The organism is Streptomyces spiralis (assembly GCF_014654675.1).
In the GTDB taxonomy this organism is placed as follows: domain Bacteria; phylum Actinomycetota; class Actinomycetes; order Streptomycetales; family Streptomycetaceae; genus Streptomyces; species Streptomyces spiralis.
The window spans coordinates 30,139-52,615 of record NZ_BNBC01000038.1 but is presented as its reverse complement, the minus strand read 5'-3'; the positions used below and the strand labels follow the sequence as shown (position 1 = coordinate 52,615).

General features: G+C 71.2%; 23 protein-coding genes and 2 pseudogenes. 10 read left to right on the top strand and 15 right to left on the bottom strand.

What is annotated here, in order from left to right; genetic code table 11:
• Window positions 1-281: 281 nt before the first annotated feature.
• Window positions 282-2,780, bottom strand: a complete 2,499-nt coding sequence (locus IE318_RS31510) for a SpoIIE family protein phosphatase (RefSeq protein ID WP_229903857.1) — start codon at window positions 2,778-2,780, stop codon at window positions 282-284.
• A 210-nt stretch (window positions 2,781-2,990) separates the two neighbouring features.
• Between IE318_RS31510 and IE318_RS31505 the strand changes: the two genes are divergently transcribed.
• On the top strand, window positions 2,991-3,344 hold the full coding sequence (locus tag IE318_RS31505) for an antibiotic biosynthesis monooxygenase family protein (protein WP_189905827.1): 354 nt from the start codon (window positions 2,991-2,993) through the stop codon (window positions 3,342-3,344).
• A gap of 142 nt (window positions 3,345-3,486) precedes the next feature.
• Here the strand turns inward: IE318_RS31505 and IE318_RS31500 are convergent, their stop codons facing one another.
• The 3 genes from IE318_RS31500 to IE318_RS31490 form a co-directional block, all read right to left on the bottom strand.
• Window positions 3,487-4,233, bottom strand: a complete 747-nt coding sequence (locus IE318_RS31500) for a phosphotransferase family protein (RefSeq protein ID WP_189905825.1) — start codon at window positions 4,231-4,233, stop codon at window positions 3,487-3,489.
• Window positions 4,234-4,379: 146 nt separating this feature from the next.
• Window positions 4,380-4,865, bottom strand: a complete 486-nt coding sequence (locus tag IE318_RS31495) for a MarR family winged helix-turn-helix transcriptional regulator (protein WP_229903856.1) — start codon at window positions 4,863-4,865, stop codon at window positions 4,380-4,382.
• Window positions 4,846-5,469 carry a pyridoxal-dependent decarboxylase gene (locus IE318_RS31490; protein ID WP_268256761.1) on the bottom strand — a complete coding sequence of 208 codons (624 nt, stop codon included), beginning with the start codon at window positions 5,467-5,469 and terminating at the stop codon, window positions 4,846-4,848. The genes IE318_RS31495 and IE318_RS31490 overlap by 20 nt, the downstream gene beginning before the upstream one ends.
• Window positions 5,470-5,747: 278 nt before the next feature.
• Between IE318_RS31490 and IE318_RS31485 the strand changes: the two genes are divergently transcribed.
• The 4 genes from IE318_RS31485 to IE318_RS31470 all read left to right on the top strand — a co-directional run bounded on the left by IE318_RS31485 (window position 5,748) and on the right by IE318_RS31470 (window position 7,137).
• The gene (locus tag IE318_RS31485; protein WP_037869176.1) at window positions 5,748-5,954 is read left to right on the top strand and encodes a DUF8825 domain-containing protein; all 207 of its coding nucleotides are present in this window, start codon (window positions 5,748-5,750) and stop codon (window positions 5,952-5,954) included.
• A complete protein-coding gene (locus IE318_RS31480) occupies window positions 5,935-6,390 on the top strand; it encodes a DUF6233 domain-containing protein (RefSeq protein ID WP_189905822.1) in 456 nt (151 codons plus the stop codon). Before IE318_RS31485 ends, IE318_RS31480 begins: the two co-directional genes overlap by 20 nt.
• A gap of 54 nt (window positions 6,391-6,444) precedes the next feature.
• On the top strand, window positions 6,445-6,636 hold the full coding sequence (locus IE318_RS31475; RefSeq protein ID WP_189905820.1) for a hypothetical protein: 192 nt from the start codon (window positions 6,445-6,447) through the stop codon (window positions 6,634-6,636).
• Between the two features lie 312 nt (window positions 6,637-6,948).
• Window positions 6,949-7,137, top strand: coding sequence for a hypothetical protein (locus tag IE318_RS31470; RefSeq protein WP_189905818.1), 189 nt, complete (start codon window positions 6,949-6,951; stop codon window positions 7,135-7,137).
• Here the strand turns inward: IE318_RS31470 and IE318_RS31465 are convergent.
• Window positions 7,134-8,051 (bottom strand): NADP-dependent oxidoreductase, encoded by a 918-nt coding sequence (locus IE318_RS31465; RefSeq protein ID WP_189905817.1) that lies wholly within the window; start codon window positions 8,049-8,051, stop codon window positions 7,134-7,136. The two genes, IE318_RS31470 and IE318_RS31465, sit on opposite strands and share 4 nt — an antisense overlap.
• A gap of 311 nt (window positions 8,052-8,362) precedes the next feature.
• On the opposite strand from IE318_RS31465, the pseudogene IE318_RS31460 reads away from it, so the two are divergent.
• A pseudogene (locus IE318_RS31460) lies at window positions 8,363-8,852 on the top strand (ATP-binding protein); the annotation flags it as partial.
• 57 nt (window positions 8,853-8,909) lie between these two features.
• Here the strand turns inward: IE318_RS31460 and IE318_RS31455 are convergent.
• The 4 genes from IE318_RS31455 to IE318_RS31440 all read right to left on the bottom strand — a co-directional run bounded on the left by IE318_RS31455 (window position 8,910) and on the right by IE318_RS31440 (window position 14,442).
• On the bottom strand, window positions 8,910-9,347 hold the full coding sequence (locus IE318_RS31455) for a cupin domain-containing protein (protein ID WP_189905815.1): 438 nt from the start codon (window positions 9,345-9,347) through the stop codon (window positions 8,910-8,912).
• A gap of 334 nt (window positions 9,348-9,681) precedes the next feature.
• Window positions 9,682-11,589 carry an alpha-L-fucosidase gene (locus IE318_RS31450; protein WP_189905813.1) on the bottom strand — a complete coding sequence of 636 codons (1,908 nt, stop codon included), beginning with the start codon at window positions 11,587-11,589 and terminating at the stop codon, window positions 9,682-9,684.
• A complete protein-coding gene (locus tag IE318_RS31445; RefSeq protein WP_189905811.1) occupies window positions 11,586-13,619 on the bottom strand; it encodes a glycoside hydrolase family 20 protein in 2,034 nt (677 codons plus the stop codon). Before IE318_RS31445 ends, IE318_RS31450 begins: the two co-directional genes overlap by 4 nt.
• Window positions 13,620-13,692: 73 nt before the next feature.
• Entirely contained in the window at window positions 13,693-14,442 is a 750-nt protein-coding gene (locus IE318_RS31440; RefSeq protein WP_189905809.1) for a sugar isomerase domain-containing protein, read from the bottom strand.
• A gap of 163 nt (window positions 14,443-14,605) precedes the next feature.
• Between IE318_RS31440 and IE318_RS31435 the strand changes: the two genes are divergently transcribed.
• The 3 genes and pseudogenes from IE318_RS31435 to IE318_RS45400 form a co-directional block, all read left to right on the top strand.
• Window positions 14,606-15,490 carry a MurR/RpiR family transcriptional regulator gene (locus IE318_RS31435; protein ID WP_189905807.1) on the top strand — a complete coding sequence of 295 codons (885 nt, stop codon included), beginning with the start codon at window positions 14,606-14,608 and terminating at the stop codon, window positions 15,488-15,490.
• Between the two features lie 98 nt (window positions 15,491-15,588).
• Entirely contained in the window at window positions 15,589-16,602 is a 1,014-nt protein-coding gene (locus IE318_RS31430; RefSeq protein ID WP_189905805.1) for an N-acetylglucosamine kinase, read from the top strand.
• Between the two features lie 260 nt (window positions 16,603-16,862).
• Window positions 16,863-17,012, top strand: a pseudogene (locus IE318_RS45400) (IS256 family transposase); the annotation flags it as partial.
• Window positions 17,013-17,027: 15 nt separating this feature from the next.
• Here IE318_RS45400 and IE318_RS31425 read toward each other — a convergent pair.
• From IE318_RS31425 to IE318_RS31410, 4 genes are all read right to left on the bottom strand, one after another.
• On the bottom strand, window positions 17,028-17,705 hold the full coding sequence (locus tag IE318_RS31425; RefSeq protein WP_189905803.1) for a hypothetical protein: 678 nt from the start codon (window positions 17,703-17,705) through the stop codon (window positions 17,028-17,030).
• Window positions 17,706-17,748: 43 nt separating this feature from the next.
• A complete protein-coding gene (locus tag IE318_RS31420; protein WP_229903855.1) occupies window positions 17,749-18,297 on the bottom strand; it encodes a DUF2071 domain-containing protein in 549 nt (182 codons plus the stop codon).
• A 294-nt stretch (window positions 18,298-18,591) separates the two neighbouring features.
• The gene (locus IE318_RS31415; RefSeq protein ID WP_189905801.1) at window positions 18,592-20,133 is read right to left on the bottom strand and encodes a multicopper oxidase family protein; all 1,542 of its coding nucleotides are present in this window, start codon (window positions 20,131-20,133) and stop codon (window positions 18,592-18,594) included.
• Window positions 20,130-20,669, bottom strand: a complete 540-nt coding sequence (locus tag IE318_RS31410; protein ID WP_189905794.1) for a hypothetical protein — start codon at window positions 20,667-20,669, stop codon at window positions 20,130-20,132. Before IE318_RS31410 ends, IE318_RS31415 begins: the two co-directional genes overlap by 4 nt.
• 199 nt (window positions 20,670-20,868) lie before the next feature.
• Here IE318_RS31410 and IE318_RS31405 point away from each other — a divergent pair, with 199 nt between their 5' ends.
• Window positions 20,869-21,135, top strand: a complete 267-nt coding sequence (locus IE318_RS31405) for a hypothetical protein (RefSeq protein ID WP_189905792.1) — start codon at window positions 20,869-20,871, stop codon at window positions 21,133-21,135.
• A 65-nt stretch (window positions 21,136-21,200) separates the two neighbouring features.
• Here IE318_RS31405 and IE318_RS31400 read toward each other — a convergent pair whose 3' ends face one another.
• A complete protein-coding gene (locus IE318_RS31400; protein ID WP_229903854.1) occupies window positions 21,201-21,830 on the bottom strand; it encodes a maleylpyruvate isomerase N-terminal domain-containing protein in 630 nt (209 codons plus the stop codon).
• A 226-nt stretch (window positions 21,831-22,056) separates the two neighbouring features.
• Window positions 22,057-22,477, bottom strand: a 421-nt coding sequence (locus tag IE318_RS31395) for a TetR family transcriptional regulator (RefSeq protein WP_229903853.1), incomplete at its 5' end; no start/stop codon positions are given.

The following is a 22,477-nucleotide window of genomic DNA, read 5'->3' as shown; positions in this document are numbered from 1 at the left end:
CGCTGCAGGGCCTCTTGGCCATGGGCCACCGCGCCTGGTGCGAGGTCGGTAGCGGCGGGGGAAGGCGATCCGCTCGTCGTGCGGTTCGAAGAGCGCGGCGGTGACCAGTCGCAGGAGCGAGTCGTCGTTGAGGAGGACCGGGACGACGTCGGTGCGCTTGACCCCGCGGTTGAGCCGTCCAGCGGGTTGGTGGACCACGTGATCGTTGATCTTCAGTGTGCGGTGCTGGGCTGTGCCGAGCGGAGGGAACGCCGAGTCACCCCACCGCCGTGGAGTTGTCGTCACGGTCCGCACGAGCCGGCTCGAGGGTGATGGGGGCCCTGGTCGCCACCATGCTCGGTGAGCAGCAGGGCGATGTCGTCGGCCCGGTAGGGGGAGCCGCGGGCGTTGTGCAGGATCCGGTCGGCGAGTTCGTCCAGTGAGTCCGCACGAGCGTGGGCCAGTGATGCTCGCAGGCGGTCGATCCCCACGTCGATGTCTGTGCCGGGTTCCTCCACCAGCCCGTCGGTGTAGAGGGCGAGAACGGATCCTGGCGGGAGGGCGATGCGGGTATGGGCGTAGGCGCTCGCGTGATCCACTCCCAGGACCGGTCCGATATCCAGGCCAAGGGCCTCGGTTGTGCCGTCGGGCCGGCGGATAAGCGGAGGCGGGTGGCCGGCCGTGACGACGTAGGCGTGCTCGCCATGGGGCTTGAGGTGGATGCAGCAGCAGCTCGCCAGCAGATCGGAGTCGAGGTCGATCAGGGTTCGGTTGACGCCGGCCATCATCTCGCCGGGCGTATGGCCCGCAGCCGCGAAAGCCCGAACGGCACTGCGCAATTGGGCCATGGTGGCCGCGGCAGCGATGCTGTGCCCCTCCACGTCGCCGATGACGAGACAGATCCCGGTGGCGGAGCGGATGACGTCGTACCAGTCCCCACCGATGTCCATCCCGCTGGTAGCCGGCAGATAGCGCGCGACGGTGCGGATACCCGGGACGGCCGGCAGCCGGTGCGGCAGGAGCGTCTTTTGCAGGCCGTGCGCGACGGCGAACTCCGAGTCGTACAGCCGTGCTCGTTCCAGGGCCTGGGCGATCACCCCGGCAAGTGCGGTGAGGACGCCGCGGTCCTTCTCGGTGAAATGGTGGATCTCGTCGAAGCCGAGGACGCAGGTGCCGACCGGGCGGCCAGAGGCGATCAGCGGCAGGTACGCCCAGGAGCTCACCCGGCCCATGGGGATTCCCGGGTAGCCCCGTGCGAGGTCCTTCTGCGACTCGATGAAGAGTGGAGCACCGGACGTGAGGGTCTCCGTTCCCGGCAGGCGTGCGTGCAGCGGAACGCCCTCCAGCCAGTCGAGGAATTCTTCGTGGCGGCCGGTGTGATGGAGCAGGTGCATCGTTGCGCTGCGGACCACATAGATCGCCATCTGCTGACCCCCGAAGGCCGGCAGGAGCTGGTCGGAGACGACTTCGCACACCTGGCGTGTGGTGACTGCTTCGGTCAGCGCGCTGCTCAGCTGCAGGACGTGATACATGGCACCCAGACGTGCCGGTGGGGCCGCGGGTACTCCAGTGGCCGGGGAAGCACGCATCGCATGAGCCGACGGGGCATTGGGGGCGGGCACAACCCAGCCGGTCACCCCGTCCGCCCGTGGGTGGAGGGAGAAGGCGAGCCACTGGTCGGGCGGTCGGCTCGCCAGGAAGGACGAGGGCGTCTGCGAAATCATCGCGGACCGGTGCCGGTATTCGACGCCGGGGTCGGACAGCCACGGCAGCACGTCCCACAGGCACCGGCCCAGAATCTCGTCGACGGACACGTCCAGCAGTCGCAGGGCACTGTGGTTGGCGTAGGTCACCCGCCCGTCCGGAGCCAGGGAGAACAGCCCGTTCCGCAGCCGTTCGACCGCTGCGAGGGCCGCACTGCCGGCCCGGCCGTCCACGACCGCGCCGACCAGGTGCGTGCCGGGGCGCGGGTCGCCGGTTCGCAGTGCGCGGCCCCACAGCTCGACCGTGCGATACTCCCCGCCGGCCTCACCCCGCTCCCGGACACGCACGCGACGCGCGCCGAACCGGCCCTCGAGTCCCGCCTCCCGGGCACAGGCCCGCAAAGCCCCTCGGTCACCGGGATGCAGGCACGAAGTGACCGTTTCGGCTCGTCCGTCGAAGGCATCGGGATCGAGACCGACGATCCCGCAGAACGCATCGTCCACGCCGAAGGTGCCGGAGCCGGGGTCCCAGTCGAACAAACCCACCTGTAGGGCTGCTGCCGAGGGAGCCGGGGCCTCCACAGGAGGCGTCCCCGGGTCGCATTCCACCGGATCGCCGGTACGGTCACAGAACGCGGCCAGACCGTTACCCAGTCGGCCGGCGACGCTCCGCAGGTGGCGGCGCTCGGCCTTGGTCAGCCCCGCGCTGCCCGGTGCCGCCGGCCGCACGATCGCCAGCGATCCGAAGCGTTCCCCATGTGCCTGCACTGGCACCGAGCAGGAGCCGAAGGCATACGGCAGAGCCACCGCCAGTTGCGGGTACCTCCGCATCGTCTCATCGGCGTTTGCCAGGTGGACCGTGCGTCCGGACTTGTATGCCACGGCGACCGGGATGGGGCTGTTCACCGCGATGAGGCTCCAGCCACCCAGCAGGGAGGGCGGCACCCCGCACGTCGCCGCGAGCACGAGGGACCGACGGTCACGCGAGCGCAGGAAGACGCTCCCCGCATACGCGCTCGAGCCTTGGACGGCATCTGCGACGGCCTCCGCGAGCATGTCCTCGCGCTCCGTCGACTGGCCGACGGTCATCCGGCCCATACACCCAGTGTGCGCAGGCCGCCAGTGGCGGCCAAGAAGAAACCTTCGCCTCGCAGGACGAAGCACCCAGTGGCGGCGGGTGCCGGCCGGAACCGGCAGGTACGGGCGCCGCTGTGCACGTGTGATGGCGGCCCCTGCCCAGGGCGCTGCGTGTATCCCGTCCAGGAAAGACGCTGGATCGTTGGGCGCGTCCCGCCTTACGGTGACGCCATGAGCGATCATTCGGAAGCGCCTGTCGCGCCCGTTAAGGCGTATGAACCCCCCTACTACGTGGCCGTCTTCACTACGGTGCGAACCCAGGACCAGAGCGGGTACAGCGAGACCAACGCACGCATGGAAGACCTGGTGAAGGACGTCCCCGGGTTCCTGGGGATGGACCACGCGCAGACTCCTGGCGGGCTGGGCATCACTGTCGGGTACTTCCGTGACGCCGAGGCCCTCGCGGAGTGGCGGAGCAACGCCGAGCACCGCGCGGCGCAGAAACGTGGGCGAGCCGAGTGGTACCAGAGCTACACGCTGCATGTGGCGAAAGTGGAGCGGAGCCACGGGTTCACGCGAGCGTAGGTCCCGCAGAGCCCGACAGTGGCATTCCGTTCGTCGCCGCACTGGTCGCGCCATGGGCCAATCCCCGGAAGCGCTCGGAGCCGCGGTGACGAAGGGGTCTGCACGGCCGGGCCCTGCTGCAGACAGCCGGGCCCGCGCGGCCTCACATCCGGGATCTCAGCACGTCGACCTCACAGCCCGGCGCGAACGGGTCGAAGCCGTGCTCGATCAGCCAGCGAACTATCAGCAGGCTTCGCAACGACCACCACGCGTGGATCACGTCGAGGTCGATGTCGGTGCCATAGCCGGCGATGACGTCGTCGAGGTGCTCCTCGTGTCCGAGCGTGAAGGTGGCGAGGTCGTACAGGGCATCACCCTGGCCCGCCTCGGACCAGTCGATGATGCCTGTGACCTCGTCGCCGTCGACGAAGACGTGATCGATCTGCAGGTCGCCGTGCGTGAACGCCGGAGTCCACGGCCGGAGCGCGGCCTCGGCGACCTGGCGGTTGCGGGTGACCAGGTCGGCGGGCAGGACGCCGTTCGTCACGAGCAACTCGCACTCGTCGTCGAGTTCCGCCGCCAGCGCGACGATGCTCCGGCCGGCCTGGCCCGGCCGGGACGGCAGCGGCGCGTCGTGCAGCTTCCGGATGGCGGCGCCCGCCGCGGCCCACGCCGTCGGCGAGCCGGTCGACGGCCCGCCGAGGCGCCCAAGCGCCGTCCCCGGGAGTGCGGCGGTCGCGAGCACGTACGGCTTGCGCCACAGGACCTCCGGGGTCGGGACCGGCGCGAGGGACATCGCCTCGACCTCGACATCGATGCGCGCCTGATCGGCGTCCACCTTCAGGAACACATCGCCGACGCGCAGAGTCGCGCGCTCGGAATGGGCGACGACGACTTTGACCTCATCCATGGGCGACCAGTATCCCGGGGATGTTCGCCGACGTCGCCGGGTTCATCGCGTGCGATTACGCGGCTGACCGCGTCCCGCCACCCAGCGGCCTCGTGCACGACACCGACCTCTGACCAGGTCAAGCCCACCACTTTTGTCAGGAGTCCTTACTCGTTGTCGTCCGCGCGATAGGCGAACCGGGTCAGCAGATCCTTCAGCTTCTCGGGCTCGCCGGGCCCCAGTTCGGCAACGAGACGCTCGGCCAGCGGCTCCGCCGCCACATGGGCCGCATCGAAAAGCTCGAGCCCCCGAGGCGTGATCTCCACTGCCCGCACCCGCCGGTCCCCCGGGACGCTCCTGCGTACGGCCAGCCCCTTGCGCTCCAGGTCGTCCACGACGCGCATGATTCCCGCCTTGTCCGACCCCGTCGCCGTCGCCAAGTCCCGCTGCACGGTGGGCCCGCGGTTGACCAGCACGATCAGCACCGCGAAATGCCGCAACTCGATGCCGAGCGGCCGAAGCGCCTCCCCCATCACCGCGGCCGCACGCCAGTGCGCCTGACGCAGCAGCAGGCCGAGGGCGAAAGGCGAGGCATCCCCGGGGCGGTCGGTCGCACGCGAGGCGGTATTCCGGTCAGGAACGTCGTCGGTCACAAGGCCACAGTACAGCCATCCACTCATTCAATACGGTATCGCCTGAAACCAAATGCGGCTTGCGCCCGCCGGGGCCGCCGCCACTGTCGTAGGCCGCGTCGACATGGAGCCACACGTCCTCGCGGCGGGCCAGGTCGGCCAGCTCAGGCAGCGGGTCGACGGTGTCGGTGGTGCCGGCGGTGGCCACCAGCAGGAACGGCCGCAGCCCGGCGTCCCTGTCGGCGCGGATCATCGCGGCAGCGGCGTGGTGGTCCATCCGCAGGTCCGGGGCGTGCGGCACCGTACGTATGTGCGCGGCGGGGATGCCGGCGAGGCGGGCAACCTTGGCGACGGAGTGGTGGGCGAAGGCGGTGGTGTAGACGGTTCCGCCGGCGAGATCCTCGCCGAGCCTGTTGTGGCGGGCGGCGACCGTCGCGGAGAAGGTGGCCATCGAGCCACCGCTGGTCGACAGGCCACCGCCGCCCTCCGGGAGGCCGCACACATCGCGGGCCATCCAGCGGATCACGCTCTCCTCCAGCGCGGCGAGGGCCGGGGCGACCGAGGCCAGGCCGCCGTACCGGTTGACGGCACGGTTGTAGGACTCGGCGAGCGCGGCCGAGTACAGACCGCCTGGCCATCGGTCCGCTTCGCGACGCCCGCAGCACCTTCTGCATCCGCACCGTCATCGACCGCGGTCCGCTACCCCTGAGCTCCTGGCCCGCACCGCGTGCATGACCGGACGACACGGCTTCACCTGCTTGGGGAACTCCGCGACTCCCCCGCCCGAAGCTCAAGCAGCAGGCTGGGCGCCGGACTGGCCGACTGAAGCACTCAGTCACGCTTGCCCAGCCGTCATGGGCGGGTGAATGGCGCAGAAAATCGAACACGTGATTGAATCCGGCCATGAGTCCGATCCCCGACGACCTCGCTCGCGCACAAGAGGAGTGGCACGCCACCTACCGGCGGCTCGCAGCACGGCCGCGCACCGCGCACCGGAGGCGACTGATCCGCCTGTCGTCGGAGGTGATGTTCCACCCGTACTGGCAGGGCCGACGGTCGGCGGGCTGGGCGGCGCTGCACGGTGCACGCCATGTCCGAGCCACCCACTGACCCGCCCCTGCCCCCCGACCCGCCCCGGCTCCGGCAGATCCTGGCGTACCTGGACGAGCAGCTGGCCAAGACCGAGACCATCGCCACTTACCTGCGCCTCCAGCGAGACAAGGTCAAGACGGCCCTGGCCCGCGCCGAAGGTCCCGCCCAGCCGGAGCAACCAAGGCAGCATGGGCGGCCGAGCCGAAAGGTGAAGGGCGGCGGCCCGCTTCCAGGCTTCGCCCCGCCGGCCGCGAAGACCGGTTACGTCGTCCAGCAGAAGCGGACCCCGCACGGACCTGAACCCGCCTTCATCCACCTCTCCGACTGCGTGATGATCGAGGGCCCGCCGCACCGGATCCGGTCGGATGAGGCACGGGCTGCGCTCACCGACCCGAACATCGAGCCGTGCCAGTTCTGCCGCCCCGAGACCGAGCTGGGCATGGACCTGGGGTGAGCGTCCTGACGAGTCGAGCTGCCCGCCCAAGTGGTCGGACATACATTCGGTCACATGGACGAGATGCCGCAGCGCATCGACCCTTCCATGGACCGGGCAGCCGCCGCCCTGCTGCTGGGATGCACCCCCGACCAGGTCGGCTACTGCGCACGCTGCCGGGGGCTGACGCGCCGCTACGGACCCGACGCCCAACTCGTGTGCCGGGCCTGCCGCGCGGCTGAGGGTGCCGAGGAACCCTCCGGCTGATGGGCAGCCGTCACCCGGCGCCCGGCACAGCTCCCTGCCCGAACGCGGCGACCATGTGCTCGCGGGGACTTCGTCTACTCGATGGTCCGTCCTGCCCACGACGAATGTGTGGCACACGGTCCCATTCGGCAGGCTTCTCCTCCGAACGAGGCGGCGGGTACAGCAATGCCTGCACGGCAGCCAGGTCAGGGACGACGCTCCGGCCGATCACGGGAGAAGCCTCAGAGCTGCGCTGATGCCGACAAAGGTCTGCTGGAGATGAGGTCCGCCTGACAGGATGGCACGGGCCATCACACGAATCAGGGGTAGAGCATGCTCGTGCTCATATTGTTCGTCTTTCTTCTGCTCGTCATCGGCGGCTGCGTCTGCGTCTACTGGTCGGCCCGGGGCGATGCCCCTCGCTGGGCACGTGGTGGGGCCAAGGCGACGCTGCTCGGCAGCGAGCTGGCCCGCAGCGCGAGCCGGAATTCCCGCTCACAGCAGAGCGCCGGGGACGATTAGGGCCGGAGCACGATCTTGCCGTGGGTGTGCTGCTGTTCCAGCTCGCGGAAGGCGTCTCGCACCTGTTCCAGCGGGTAGGTGCGGGCGATCGGCACCTCCAGCCGGCCGCGCGCGGCAAGCCGGGCCAGCTCGCCGAGTACGACCGCACACGCCGCCGCACCTTCTCCGTAGGTCCGCGCACCGATCTCGGCCGCGGCCTGCCAGTCGCGGATCGTGTTGATTCGCTCGGGCCGCACGCCCAGCTCCGCTGCCAGTGCCACGTAGCCGTCGCCGAAGGTGTCGATGAACGCGTCGACCCTGCCGCCGGACGCCTGACGGATCCGCTCGGCCACACCGGGCCCGTACTCGACCGGGAGAACACCGCGATCCTGCAACCAGGCGTGGTTCCGCTCGCTCGCCAGCCCGATCACCGTGGCGCCGTGCCGCCGCGCGAGCTGCACCGCAATCGACCCGACGCCGCCCGCCGCACCGGAGACGACGACCGTGTCGCCCGGGCCGGGGTCCACCGCGAACACGGTGGCGTAGGCGGTCGTGCCGGCCACGTACAGCGCCCCCGCCACGTCCCAGGCCAACCCCGCCGGACGGGAGACCAGATTCACGTCGTCGACCACGACGAACTGCGCATGGCTGGCCCGCCTGTGGGTGAAGCCCAATACCTCATCGCCCACCGCGAAGCCCCGGACATGCGCGCCGGCCTCCACGACGACGCCGGCCAGATCACTGCCCTGCCCGGAGGGAAACGCCGCCGGCCAGCGTTCGTGCAGCGCGCCCGTGCGGATGTGCGCCTCGCCGGGCTGGATCCCGGCCGCGCGGACCTCGACCAGCACCTGCCCAGGACCGGGCACCGGCCGCTCCACCTCCTCCACCCGCAGCACATCGATCCCGCCGTACTCGTGAAACCGCACCGCCCGCATCGCGTGATCACCGCACTTTCTCGTCCGGACAAGGCTCGGCCGGCCGCGCGCCGCAGAGCCGACACCGACCGTGCCACAGCATTCAAAGATCAAGCCCGGATCCGTATTCCCAAGAGCACTGCCGACGGCGATGCCGTGGCCGGAGACGCCGCGAACCCATGCCGTGTCGCGTCATGTCGGTCCTGATCGTTGGGGGCAGCGGGTTCCCCGGCAGCGAGTTGGTCCGCCAGGCGGCAGCCACGGGCAATGTGACAGCCGCGACGTTCCCGACCTGGCCCCGCGCGTCTCCGGGCTCCACCTACACGCCTTGGACGGGCGGTGACACCGCCCTGGTGCTCACCATGACCTGCCTCGGCCTGGATGGAGTCCGCTCTCACCGACCCGCACAGCGGCCGACGGTGGATCGTCTACGACGAGGCATGGCGTCTGACGCGCCATGTCGGCCTATTGCAGCGCATGCAGGCCCAGTGGAAACCGAGGCGCGGCCTTGGCACCGCCAACCTGATGGTGATCCACCGCCTGTCGGACCTGCTCACCGCCGGTGACACCGGATCACAAGGCCGGGCGCTCGCCGAGGGCCTTCTCGCCGACTGTTCCACCCGCATCATCTACCGGCAAGAAACCAAGCAGCTCCACGCGGCAGCCTCCCTGCTGGGCCTGACCTCCGTCGAAGTGGACGCCATCCCCCACCTCAACCGCGGCCGTGGCCCGTAGAAGGTCGCGGGGCGATCATTCATCGTCCAACCCCTGATCTACTCCCACGAGTTGGCCCTCTTCGACACCGACGTCCGCATGCACTGACAGCCGACTGCCGCGCAGGCACCTTGCCGCACCCGCCCTCTCACACCGCCCGTCCAGTCAGCCTTCAGAGGGACGCGGGGCGCGCAGGTGCGCCCGTTCCTTCAGCTCCTCCTCGTCGACCAACGTGAGCATCGGCTGACCCGGCGCGCAGACCATGGTCACCACGAACTTGGTCGGTGCGTCCGACAGGGCATTGCCGTCCTGGTAGTGGATCACGTCACCGCCTGGCTCCCAGAACGTCCCACCGGCCTCGACCACACGCTCCGGCTCACCCTCGAGCTCGAACCGGAGCGCGCCCTCCATCACGTAGCCGAACGACGGGCCCGAGTGGCGATGCGGAGGGAGCCCGGGGTGATCGGGAGGCCACTCGACGAGGATGGTCATTCCCGAACCACCTTCGGGAAAGAAGGGCGGAGTGACTTCCTGCAGCAACGTGACTTCGGGCGGCAACGAGACCTCGTGGGTGGCCCCATGCTCTGGGTTGTTCGCTGACATGTGCGACACCTCCGTAAGCTGCCCGGAATGGTCGATCTTGCGCCGACCACCGCATTCTGGACCGCTGTGTCGACCCATTCGTGCGGCGGTGACCAAGTTCGTCGGTTCCCGGCTCGCACAACCCGCTTCGGGATGAGGACAAACCACAGCCCGTATCTGTGACAGGCGCCGTGTGTCTTCCGCCTCTCCCACACGGTCTCAAGACCACCCTGCCTCCCGGCGGCGGAGGCCACAATCCGGGAGCCACCGCCCGAGCCGCGACGCACCTGCGCGAGGCCGCAGTCCCCCGGCCGGCGAGTCGCCGGCCGGGGGTCGGGGGTGATGTGCCCCGGGGTCACCGGCCTCCGGCCGGATCCTTCAGGTACAGGCCCAGGGTGGACAGGTGGGGGGTGGCACGGGACTGGATCACGCGGACCCTGATCCGGTCCGCGGTCACGGGTGCGGGCAGGAGGAGGATGCGCGCGTAGCCGATGGTGGTGCCGGTGGCGACGGTGGTCCAGGCCGTGCCCGTCCACGCGTCGACGGCGAACTGCTGGACGTGCTGCCCGCGGGTGATGTCCTCGCCCAGTCTGATCCGGTCGAAGGCGGTGGCCTTCCTGAGGGTCAGCTCCAGCGTTCCGGTGCCGGCTCCTGCCGCAGGAGACCAGGAGGAGCTCAGGTGGGGGTCGGTCAGGGCCTCCGCAGTGCGGGTGGGGCGTGCCCCGCGCACCAGGTTGCGCCGGTACAGGCCCTCGATCGCCTGGCCGAAACCGGTCAGGGATGCCACGTCCGCGTCGTCGACGCGCCCGGAGGTGTTCGGCGGCACGTTCAGCAGCAGCACCGCGTTGCGTCCCACGGACGAGTGGTAGAGGTCGACCAACTGCTCTGTGGTCTTGGGGTGTTCGTCCGGATGCCAGAACCATCCCGGCCGGATCGAGACGTCCGCCTCGGCGGGGAACCACTGGAGGAACTTCACGCCCGGACCGGTGATCACCGCGTCGGAGCCGATGTCGGCGGCCTGCGGCCCGCCGGGCAGCAGCGTCTCGCCGTGCGCGGTGGCCGGGTCGGCGGTCGCCGGGGTGACGCTCCACTCGGTGAGCCGGGCGTTGCCGCCCTCGTTGCCCACCCAGCGGGTGCCCTGCGGCCCGGCGAAGGTGACGGTGTCGGGCGACAGGGCGTGGATGAGCCGGAACCAGGACGTGAAGTCGTAGGTCTCGCTGACGCCGCTCGACCTCCATGGATTGGCGCCGTCGAGCCAGAGTTCGTCGATCGGTCCGTACTGGGTGAACAGCTCGTACAGCTGGTTCATGTAGTACGCGTTGTAGTCGTCGGCCATGACGCGGAAGCTGGGCAGCCGCCCGGAGCGTACGGCGTCCGTGCGGTCGTCGCCGGGTACGAGGGTCGGGATCGTCCGTGCGGTGACCGGGCTGCCGCTGCCGTACCGGCCCATCCCGGCGGGGCTGCGGTCCCGGTCGTCGTAGGTGGACTGCTCCTCGATGGTCAGGGAGCCGCCGGCGTCGTGCTTGGCGACGATGTCCGCGACGAACGTCTCGTGCCAGGCGTGCGGCAGTTCCGCGCCGTCGGCCGGCGACAGGTACACGCCGACCTTCAGCCCCGCCTTGCGGGCGGCACGGAGGTAGGTGCCGAGGATGTCGCAGTCGGGGTTGACGTTGCCGGTGTCGCGGGTGCGCCAGTACGCCCACGGGTCCGTGGCCCGCTCCGCGGCGGCCCGTGCCCTGGCGGCCCGTGCTTCGGCGTCCGGGACGCCCCGGTACCACCAGGGGGAGGCGATGACCGAGTGGTTGGTGTAGCGGGTGGGGTAGACGACGAAGCCGTCGTGGTGCTTCGCGGTGAGCATGACCTGCTTCATGCCCGCGGCGCGGTAGGCCTGCATCCACTGGTCGATGTCGACCTCGGACGGCGCGAACGTGGCCTCGTCCTCGCAGCCGGAGCCCCACTCGCGGTCGGTGAAGGTGTTCATCCCGAAGTGGGTGAAGCCGGTGACCTCGCGGGTCTGCCAGGCCACTTGGGGCGGCCTGGGGACGATCGCGGCGGCCTTGGCGATGATCTCCTGAGCGGTGTCGGCGGGGTCGACCGCAACCACCGACACCGGCCTCGCCCGGCCGCCGGCGGAGCCCCGAGCCGCCACGGCGTCCGCGGGAGCGGCCGGTACGGCAGCGGCTGCGGGGGCGGCCGCAGCGGCGGAGGCGCTCGCGGCGGCGACCGCGGTACCGGCGATGAGCAGTCCCCTGCGGCTGATCATGAGTCACTTCCGGAGTGTGCGGGGGCCTGGGTGATCGGGGTGATGCTCCATACGTCGTGCCGTGCCACGTCGCGCGGCTGTTGGACGACGGAGCCGTCCGTGCCGGCGACCAGGGTCTGCTGGGTGATGGCGTCCACCACGCGGTAGCCGCCGGGGACGGGCTCGAGCTGCCACTTCTGGGAAGTGGCGGTGGTGCAGGTCTCCGCGGTCGCCGCCGCGCCCGCCTGCTCTACCACCTTCATGTTGTTTGCGGTGCCGCGCGAGACGTCGGCGCACAGTCCACTGTCCTGGGCGACGAGCTGGTAGTAGCCGTCGTCGGTGGGCCGCAGCTCCCACGTGGTGGCCGCCGTTTCGTCCTTGGCCGTGAGGGGCGTGCCGGGTGCGGCCGGTGAGGTGCCCTCCCCCAGCGCGCCGCCGGTGGCGCGCAGCCGGTACGCTCCGGCCTTCAACGGCTGCACCCATGCGGGGCCGTAGCCGGGGGCGTGTCCGAGCGTGTCGGCGAGCTCGCTGAAGGACGCGTAGTCCGGGGCGGGCCTGGGGCCTCCCCAGACGGCCTGCGCGAAGACCCTCAGTGAAGGGAACACGCCCTGCTGCGTCTGGTTCTCGGTCTCCTTGCCGTAGTTGTCGGGCCAGATGTTGTACTCGGCTCCGGTGAGGTTCTCCAGGTGGCCGGTGACGGTGCCGTCGGCGAAGTCGACGGGCGACCAGTCGGTGTCGTACAGCTTCTTCGCGTCCGGCTTGTAGCTGCCGCGCACGTAGTACATGGCGTCGGTGGCGTTCATCACCCGGTAGCCGGCGTCGAGGAGTTGCTGCGAGGTCTCCTTCTCCGGCAGCCAGTGCTCGACGACGATGTCCTTGTTGAGCGGGATGGTGTTCTCACCGGTCAGGCCGTCGTTCCAGATGCGCAGGGTGCGGCCCTTGGACCGGACGTAGGCGTCGACGCGGTTCACGAAGTCGACGTAGGCGTCCTGCGGGGTTGCGTCGGGACCGAACTTGCTGCGCGCGTACGCTTGCAGCTGCGGGTAGTTCGAGTAGGCCGAGCGGATCATGTACTCGTCCGCGCCCATGTGGAAGTACGGCCCGGGGAACAGCTTCAGGTCCGTGTCCACGAGGTGGGTGAAGAAGGTGAACGCGTCGGGGTCGGTGATGTCGAGCCGCGACGGGTCCGGCTTCCCGCTCGTGTCCTTGAGCTGGAGGTCCGGGTACGGCGTGAGGTAGGGGTCCATGTGCCCGGGCGAGTTGATCTCCGGGACGACCGTGATGTGGTAGCGGGCCGCGGTGGCGACGACACGCCGCACCTCCTGCGGCGTGTAGTACGAGAACGTGTTGATCTCGGGGAACTCGCTGCTCTTCACCTTGAGTTCGAGGTGGAGCGTGTTGAGCTTGAGGTACGCCATGTCCTTGATCAGGCGCGTCATCCAGGCATCGGTGTTGTACGTGTAGCAGGCGCACACGCCGACGGCGCGCTCGCCCGAGGACGGCACGTCGGTCGTCGCGCCCCCGGGCAGGGCCGGGTTCTCGGCGAGCATCTGCAGCAGGGTGCGCGTGCCGTAGAAGACGCCGGCGCCGGTGCGGCCGGTGATGCGCACCTGGTCGCCGATCCGGAGGGCGTAGCCCTCGGAGCCGAGGTCGCCGCGCGTGCCGTCGGTGCGCAGCACGATGTCGCCGGGTCGGGGCGCGCCGTGGACGACGGGGACCGGGCGGCCGAGGGTGTCGCGCAGTTCGTCGGCCAATTGCCGCGCGGTGGGCTCGCCTGCGGCGTCGGTGTCGATCCTCGTCCGCGCGTCGAGGCGCAGGGTTCCCCCGCCCGGTGTCCAGTTGTGCAGGGAGGGGATGAGCGCGGGGGGCGCCGCGGCGGTGGCGGGGGAGGTCGGGGCCGCGGGTTGTGCGGCGGCGCCGCCCGCGCCCGCGAGGGCGGCGGCGAGCAGGCCACCGCTCGCGAGGACCGCGGTGACGGGCCGTGCGAGGCGGTTCAGCCGTGATCTGCGCGCCGGCGGACGCGGTCGGCCTGTGACGTCTCGGCTGTTCATGTGCACGCTCCAATTACAGGCGGAATGAGCGGACTTGACAGAACTGGCTCGGCGGACGGTGCCCGTCTCGTGGTCAGGCGCCGCGGCGGATCCGGCCCGCGTAGCGGTCCTCGAGCACCTTGTTGTGCTCGTCGCCGCCGGGCACGTTGGCCGAGAGGTACACCGGTGGGGTGACTCCCGCCTCGATCAGCAGACGCACCACCTCGGCGTTGACCATCTGGGCCAGGTAGGCCGCGGTGATCGTGGAGACGGCGCACACGGAGCCGCCGGAGGGCAGCGGCAGCAGCGCGTCGCCGAAGGGCGCGCCGTTGTCGAGGACGACGTCCGCGAAGTCGCTGAGCCGCTTCCCCGAGGGATGACGCGGGGCGGCGCGGGAGGTGTGCTCGAGGCTGGTGACGGCGATCAGGGCGTGGCCGTGCTCCTTGACCAGTTGGGCCATCTCGACGATGCAGCCGTTGATGCCGGAGTTGGAGGCGATCACGAACACGTCTTCGGGGTGCGGGGCGGCGAGCTCGTACAGTCGGTGCGCGATCGCGGGGTCCCGCTCCAGCAGGGGGTCGCTGAGCCTGTCTGCGGGCGCGCCGCCGTACAGTACGAGGTCCCTGATCGCGATCTTGTTGGTGGGGACGAGGCCGCCGGCGCGGCCGGCGACCTCGGTGGCCAGCGACTCCGAATGCCCGGTTCCGAACGCCTGCACCACACCGTCGCCCTTGAGCGCGGTCGCGATCAGACCGGCCGCCGCGAGCACGGCGTCCGTGTGTGTGGTGACCACTCGGTCGACGACGTCCTTGGCCGCGGCAAGGAACTCTTGACTGTCCGGCACACCCGCTCCTTGGGATCCGATGAAGAAGTTTTGTTCTTCGCCGCATGACTTTGCGCGCAAAGGGAGGGACAAGTCAATGGAGCGGAGCCATAATTGGGTACGCCGAGAGACAGGGCGAAGAATAATTCTTCACCGCAGAGGTGAGGTTGGGAGAGGCAGAGCCATGCACACCACCGCTGGGGCCGTCGACGGCGGCATCGTCGGCCGGATCCGCGCACTGCTCCCGGACCTGCCAGAAGCGCAGCGCACGACGGCCGCGTTGATCCTCGACGACCCGGCGGCCGCCGCACGGATGACCATTCTCGACCTGGCGGACGCGTGCGGGGTGTCCACCGGGAGCATCACCCGCTTCTGCCGCACGCTCGCACTGCCCGGCTACTCGGCGCTTCGGCTCGCGCTCGCGTCCGACACCGGCCGGTCCGAGCAGGAGACCTGGCAGGCCAACATCGGCCGGGACATCTCGGAGAAGGACGACATCCGCCTGGTCGCCTCCGCGATCTCCGCCGGGGTGCGGCACGCGGTGGGCGCGACCCTGGCCGCGATCGACCTGGACGCCGTGGAGCAGGCGGCCTCCGCGATCGCGCGGGCCCGCCGGGTGGAGATCTGCGGGGCGGGCGGCAGCGGGAGCATGGGAGCCGAGTTCCAGCAGCGCGTCTACCGGATCGGAGTTCCTGCCTGGTCGTGGAGCGACACGCAGGTGGCACTCACCGGGGCCGCGCTCCTCGGGCCGGACGACGTGCTCCTCGCACTGTCCCACAGCGGCCGCACGCGGGAGGTGACGGACCTGGCGGCGGAGGCCGCATCGCGCGGCGCCACGACCGTCGCCGTCGTCGGGGACCTCGACTCACCGCTGGCACGCCGCGTGGACCTCGTGCTCGCGACGACCGTGCCGGACGACGGTCCCGGCCACCACACCGTACTGAGCAGGCACGCGCAGATGGCGGTCCTCGACCTGCTCTACATCGCCATCGCTCAGCGCACCTACGACCAGAGCACGGAGGCGATGGCCGCCACGAGCGAGGCCGTCCGCCCCTACAAACACGAATAGCACCGCGCGAGGGCAGAAGATCGGGGAGCATCGGCCAGGACGGGCGGGCGCGCTCCTGTGCGGACGTCATCCGGCGAGTACCCGGGGAGGGAAACGTCGTGCCGACGAGCGGGGACGAGCGGGCGGCGGACACGGCGGCGCGGCCCGTCGTCATCGGCATCGACGCGGGCGGCACCCGCACGCGCGCCGCGGTGGCATGGGCGGCCGCGGACGGCGGGCCGCCCCTGCACACCGGCGTGTCGGGACCGGGCAACGCCCTCTCCGTTCCGATCGACGTCCTGACCGCGCACCTCCGCGAGGCGGTCGCCGCCGCGGCACCGCCCCCGCTGCGGCCCCGCGTACGGGCGGTGGCCGCCGGGCTCGCGGGGTGTTCCGCGCTGCCCGGCGACGCGGGTGCCGCGAACGCGACCTCGGCGCTGCGCACGGCCCTCACGGACCTGGGCATACGGCCCGACGTCACCACCGTCTCCAGCGACGCCGAGATCGCTTTCGCCGGTGCGCCCGGCACCCCCTGCGACGGTCTGGTCCTGATCGGGGGCACCGGCGCCGTGGCGGCCCGGCTCGCCGGCGGGATCACCCTCGCCACCGCCGACGGCAACGGCTGGCTGCTCGGCGACAGCGGCAGCGGGTTCTGGATCGGGCGCAGAGCGGTACGAAGCGCGCTCGCCGCCCTCGACGGGCGCGGCAGGCCGACCCTCCTGACCGCGGCCGTCCGCGCGCACTACCTCGGCGAGACCGCCGCGAAGCCGCCCGCGACGCCGGCCGCCGCACAGGACGTGCGCGACCGGCTCGTGCAGGCGGTCCACGAGCGGCCCGTCCTCGAACTGGCCTCCCTCGCGCCGCTGGTGGCGCGGGCGGCCGAGAACGGCGACCGGGTCGCGCAGCGACTGCTGTCGGGCGCGGCGAAGCGACTGGTCGCGACGCTGGACTCGCTCTCACCCGGCCCCGAGGACATCCTCGTGACCACCGGGGGCCTGCTCGGTCCCGGTGGAGTGCTGCTCGGCCCCCTGAAACGCCGGCTCGCCCCGCGAGGTCTGCACCCGGTGCCCGTGCCGGACGGCCTCGCGGGAGCGGTGGCCCTGGCCCGGAAGGCACTCGTACGGACGGGCTGACCCGGCACGGACGCCCCTTCCCGTCCCCGCCGGGCGACTGCGCGCTCCAGTGCTCGGCCACATCCGCGATCGGGCGCTGCACCGAACGATTCGCGGTCCCCACCACCCGAGGTGTCCCCGGCGCCTCGGGTCGCGTCCTGAGAAGTGCTGTACAGGCCCCCACCTGATCCGCGCGCTCGGCCCGGCGTCTGAGTGCCCGGAGCGCAGGAACGGCCACCGGCTGATCCTCGAGGTGTCGAAGCTCGAAGGAGATCAGCACGATGACCGCACCAGACAGTGTGCCCCTGCACGCCCTCACCGAAGAGAACCTCGCCTCGGCGAGTCCCGATCTGCTGCGCGTGCCGGTCCGGACGTTCGCCCACGCGCTCATGTCCGCGGAGCCCGACGCCCTCAGCAGCGCCGGATACGGGGCTCAGGACCGGCAGTCACTTTCCGCACCGGCTCCTCGATCCTTCCGCGATCCTTCCCCCCGGTCCGAGCGCCACCGTCGTCGTGACCCGGGTGAGCGAGGGTTTCCTGGGCACCGACCCGAAGCCGAAGCGGACGGGCGGTTCGACGGGGGCCGCGGAACCGAGGTCGGCGCCGGCGAAGAACGCCGAGACCGCGCGGATCGGCTGCAGATCCCGTGCGCCGTACCATTCGCGGCGGCCCGCACCGGCGCTTCCCCGGGTTCGCACGCCGGGCAGCAGCATGCGGGCCGGCCAGTCCATGAGCGCACTCCACGCCGGACGGCGGGCGAGCGCGCCGGGCACGGCCCGCAGCAAAATGCCCAGGAGCCCGCGTCTGCCCGTCACGAACCGCAGCTCGAGCGGGCCGGCGGTGACCGTCCAGGTACCGTCCACGACCCCGACCCGCACGGGGACGACCCGAACGGTGTCGAAGACGTAGGTTCCGCCGATGAACTCCGCGGTCTCCCGTGTGGGGGCCAGGAGCAGCCGCTCACCCTCGGCCCGTTCCAGCATCACGTCGCTGAACGGGCCGAACGGCGACTGCTGCCAGTGCCCGAGCACGACACGCGTTCCGGAGCACGTGCCCAGGCCCGCGATCCAGCCCTCGAAGCGCAGCAGCGGGCCCCGTGCGGCCGACCTGCAAACCCGGCTCACCCCCGAAGTCCCACCGCGGCGGTCCCGCGCCGCGGCCCCGGCCTCAGGCAGAGGCGGCCGTCGGCGCACAGGGCCACGAGGCTCCCAGCCGCACATGCCCGACTCCTTCCGACAAGTGCACCACAGGCCCTCCGGAAGGAGCCGGCAGCCCGGCGGAGGCAGTCAGCGTCTCCTCCAGCACCTCCACGATGGCAGCGGCCAGTGGCCACGCTTCGCTGACCTCGAGTAGGCCAGGGCGGTACGGCGCGCCGATCCCTCGCGCCGCCGGCATCAGCGGGCAGGCGACCTCCAGGGAAAGGAACCACAGCCCGTCCCGGCCGTCGGCGTGCCGGACATGGGTGCGCAGGTTGGTCTCCGCGAACGCCGGGAGCCCGGGCACTGCGGCCGGTACACCGGGCAGGCGCACGTCCACCATCACGAAGGGCGTGAGCCCGACCCGGGCAGCGTCCTCGTACTCGTCCACGACCAGCTGCTCGGGCATCAGCGCCTGAATCGTCTCCGGTGGGAAGGACCGGTGGACGAACGTCTGCGTCGGCCAGCCCGCCCGCAGCGCCGGCAACCGCACCCGCTGCTCCGCTCCGTACGCCACCACGGACGGCGAGTCCCCCTCCCCCGGCCGACGGAAACGCAACCCTGAGCCGCCTGCGGTGGCCTGCCCGTGTCGCGCGGTACGCGCCGGGGATCGCACCGGCGGTTGCGGCACCGGGTGCCGTGCCCGTCCATCCCGATCGTCCAGGTCGCCGCGGGCTCTGCTCGGTCACGTCCTGTCCGTCGAGGTACACCTCCGCGTGTGCCCCGCGGAAAGCGGCCTTCGGTCGTAGGCGCCATCCCGGCACACTCGCCAGCCGCTGCAGAGGTTGAGCGCAGACCGGTTCGGGTGAGAGCGCTAGACGACTTCGAAGTTGGCCATCATCGCCATGTCCTCGTGCTCCAGGTTGTGGCAGTGGAAGACGAAACGCCCCCGGTAGCCGGTGAATCTGGTGATGATCGCGGCCTCCTCGCCCGGGCTCAGGTCGATGGTGTCCTTCCAGCCCGCGTCGTAGGGGCCGGGGGCCTCTCCGTTGCGGGAGAGCACCTGGAAGTGCACCAGGTGCAGGTGGACCGGGTGGTGGAAGTCGCTGGTGAACCGCCAGACCTCCAGCGCGTCCAGCCGGGGGGCGGCGTCGGCCCGCATCGGGTCGAAGGGGCGGCCGTTGATCGTCCAGCCCTCGTCGCCCTGGTCGCGGAAGGCGAAGGTGCGGGTCGCCGTCGCGCGCGCAGGGTCCAGGCGCTCGATGTCCGACAGCCGTGCGGGCACGGTGCTGTCATCGGTGGCGCGCCGGGCGATCCGGAAGCGCATGACCGCGGCGGTGGTGCCGCTGCCGAGCCGGTTGGTCAGGGTGACCTCCTCGCCGACGCGGTAGCGGGAGAAGTCGACGACGACGTCGAAGCGTTCCGCGGGCGCCAGTACGATCGCGTCGTGCGCTCTCGGGGCCGCCAGCAGGCCGCCGTCGGAGCCGATCTGCACGAGGGCGCCGCCCCCCGCGGGGTGGGGGTCCAGCTCGAGCTGGTAGCGGCGGGCGTTGGAGGCATTGAGGATGCGCAGCCGGTAGCGGGCGGCGTCGACTTCCAGGACGGGCCATGGCGCGCCGTTGACCAGGATCACGTCGCCCAGGACCCCTTCGACGTAGTCCGGCCGCACGCCCGGGGTGTGCAGCAGGGTCGGGTCGGTCGCGGGGTAGCGGAAGGAGCCGTCGGCGTCGAAGGCCCGGTCGGTGATCATGAGGGGGATGTCCCGGTGCCCGCGTGGCAGGGGCAGGGCCTCCTCTTCGTCGTCGTGTACGAGATGGAATCCGGCCAGTCCGCGCCAGACGGAGGCGCCGGTGAAGTCCATGCGGTGGTCGTGGTACCAGAGCGTGGCGGCCCGCTGCTGGAGGGGGTACTCGTAGAGGCGTGAGCCGTGGGCCAGGTTTGCCCGGTGGTCGTGGTGCGGGAGCGGGCCGGTGAATCCGTCCGGCACGATCAGATCGGTGGGGTAGCCGTCGCTGGCCGACGGGGTGCGGCCGCCGTGCAGGTGCACGACGGCGGGCACGGGAAGGGCGTTGTGGTGGCGGACGACGGTCCGCCGGCCGCTGCGGGAGACGAGGGTGGGCCCCGGGAACGTCCCTTCGTACCCCCAGATCGCGGTGGTGTGGCCGGGCAGGATCTCCTGGGTGGCGGCCTTCTGCGTCACCTCGTAGTAGTCGGTGGTGGCGTCCTGGCGTGGGGTCAGCACCGCTGGTATCGGCAGCGGCACGTGGTACGGGGCGGGCAGCGGCAGCCGGCTGCGCAGGAGTTCCCCGGTCTGGGCGCGGGCGGCCAGCCGCGGGATCTGTGTGCCCACCGCCACCAGGGCGGCCGTGCCGCCCAGGGCGCCGAGGAAGTGGCGGCGCGGTATCGCCGGTCTCACGAGACGTCCTGCGCGGGCCGCGACGCCTCCGGGGACGTGCCGGGTGGCGGCACCTTCCCGGCCACTGACCCGGCGTCACCGGGCGCGGCCGGGACGGGGTTGGGGGGCAGGGGGCGCCACACCTGGACCAGGAGCAGCAGCCCGGCGGCGATGAGCGTCACGCCCAGCGGGACGTGCACCCCCAGACTCCGCTGGTAGCCGAGGACGGCCTGCTCTGCCTCGGCCACGAGCAGTATGGCGCTGACCGCGGCCGGCCGGCCCGGACCGCGGCCCCGGCGCCAGTACACCACCGCCACCACGACCTGCACGAGGCCGACGGCGACGATGACATCGGCGTTGACCGCGTGCGCGGTGAGCATGTCGTAGTCGCCGGACAGGAACCGCCCGGCGAGGACGGCCTGGGTGAACAGGGCCGCGGCGTGCACCGTCGTCACCGCGCGCAGTGCACCACGGCCCCTCGCGGAGGGCGGTCGCGGGTCCGGCGACTCGCGTATGTCCGAGCCGCCCGGCTCGGCGGCGGCCGACGACGGCTGCATGGACGTCCCCCCTCGGCAATGGATGATCAGCACGCAACCGTAATCCGCCCTCTCATGCCCGTCTACACCTGGACGCAGGAGGCCGAGCCGCCCGCTCTCCCGGACGTCCGCCGGGCCGGTCGCGGCAGCGGAAGCGGTCGCGCTGCCGTCTGGCAGGTCAGTCGTGCCGGCGGTCGTCGTCCGTGTCCCTGCTGCCCGCGTGTCCCTGCTGCCCGCGTGGCCCTGGGCGGCGTGCGCGGTGGTGACCTTGCCGGTCTGCGCGTCGACGGTGACCTCGTGGCTCGGTGCCGTGGCCGTCGACGATGTCGACATGCCATGTGGGCGTCTTGCCAGGATCGTCGTCGAGCTCGGCCCAAGTCGCCGTACCGGGGGCCTTGTCGAGGGCTGTGGCCTCGGCCTGACCCGGGCCCGTGTCGGCGGACTTGGCGAGTGCGGCGTCGCCCCGCTCGTCCGCGTCTTCACCTGAAGAACACTCAGGAAACGCTTCACCAAGGGCGGTTTGTGGCCCATTGACCGGTTCCGATGCTTGCGTTAGAGCGCCGAGATGGAAGCCGGTGCGCGTTCGCTGCGGCTCAGTGCGCGCAGGACATTGGTCGCGCCGTGCCGCCGCAAGGCGATCCGCGACAGCAGGTCCACGACCGTCTCGACGGCAGGGGGCGGGAATTCGGGCGTCGGCAACCCGACGCTGTGCGCAAGGTCGTCGGAGTGGACAACGAGCTCCAGCATTCGGCTGGTGATGAAGTCATCGAGACTGATCGACCACGGCCCCCAGCTCGGGCGGCGTACCAGGCGATCCGGCGTGGTGGGCAGGATGCCGCGCAGTTCCTCGACGCATGCGGCGACCCGCGCGGCCAGCGCGGCCGGACCGCCAGCAGCCTCTTCCTCGCCGCCGGATCGGATGGCCTGGTTGAACGGCGTGTCGAGGTCTGAGCCGATCCAGCTGACGCGCGCGTAGTACTCGTGGATCGAGACGGCGGGCTCGGAAGGCACCGGCTCTGCCAGCACCGTGGGGATGAAGAAGACCTGCCCGGCCAGGTGACCCGCCAGTCCCTGGACGCTGAGCCTCGCCAGCGCGGAGGGCCGGCGCCAGCCGTCTGCCACCTCCGGCGCTGCCAACAGCTGCGCCGCTGTGTCCGCCACACTCAGGTAAAGCTCCCTCACCTGCGTCACCTTGCGGTTCCCCTGTCGCCGTCGGTGGGTGTCTGCCCGGTCAACCTCGCGGCAGAGGCGATGAATTCCCGGACGTGACCGGACCGAGTCGGCGGTTCGCGGCGGCGGACATCACCGTGTTTCCGAGCCTGTGCGGCAGGTCGAGCCATGTGACGCGGCACGGGGCGCTGCAGTCACGGCGCCGACAGGGCCCGGCCGGCAACGGCCGAGCGATCGATCAGCCCAGTGACGCAGTTGCCGCGCGTAGGTCCTCCAAGGCTGCCAGTGCATGTGGCGCGAGCCCTTCCTCGTCGTCACGATCGCTTTCGCACCACCGGGCGTAGCCCCGTTTGAACGCGAGGACTCCCAGCTCGCCCGCGAGATGCGCAGTCGGCTCGGGGACACCGCGGGCGATGAGCGCGCCTGTCATGGCGGCCGCGAGCCCGACGCTCTTGAGGGCGTCGCGCTCTTGAAGTTCGGTGCTGGCCGCCACGGCCGCTTTGAGGCGGGGGCCGAGTTCGCGGTTCGCCGGACCCATGGCGCTCGATGCGCGCTCGAGACCGGCCGCCACCGCCTGGAGCGGGCTGGCGCTCGCAGGCGCGTCGGTGATGCCGTCGGCGAGCAGCCTGCTGAGCGTCTCCTGACCGGCGACCAGTAGT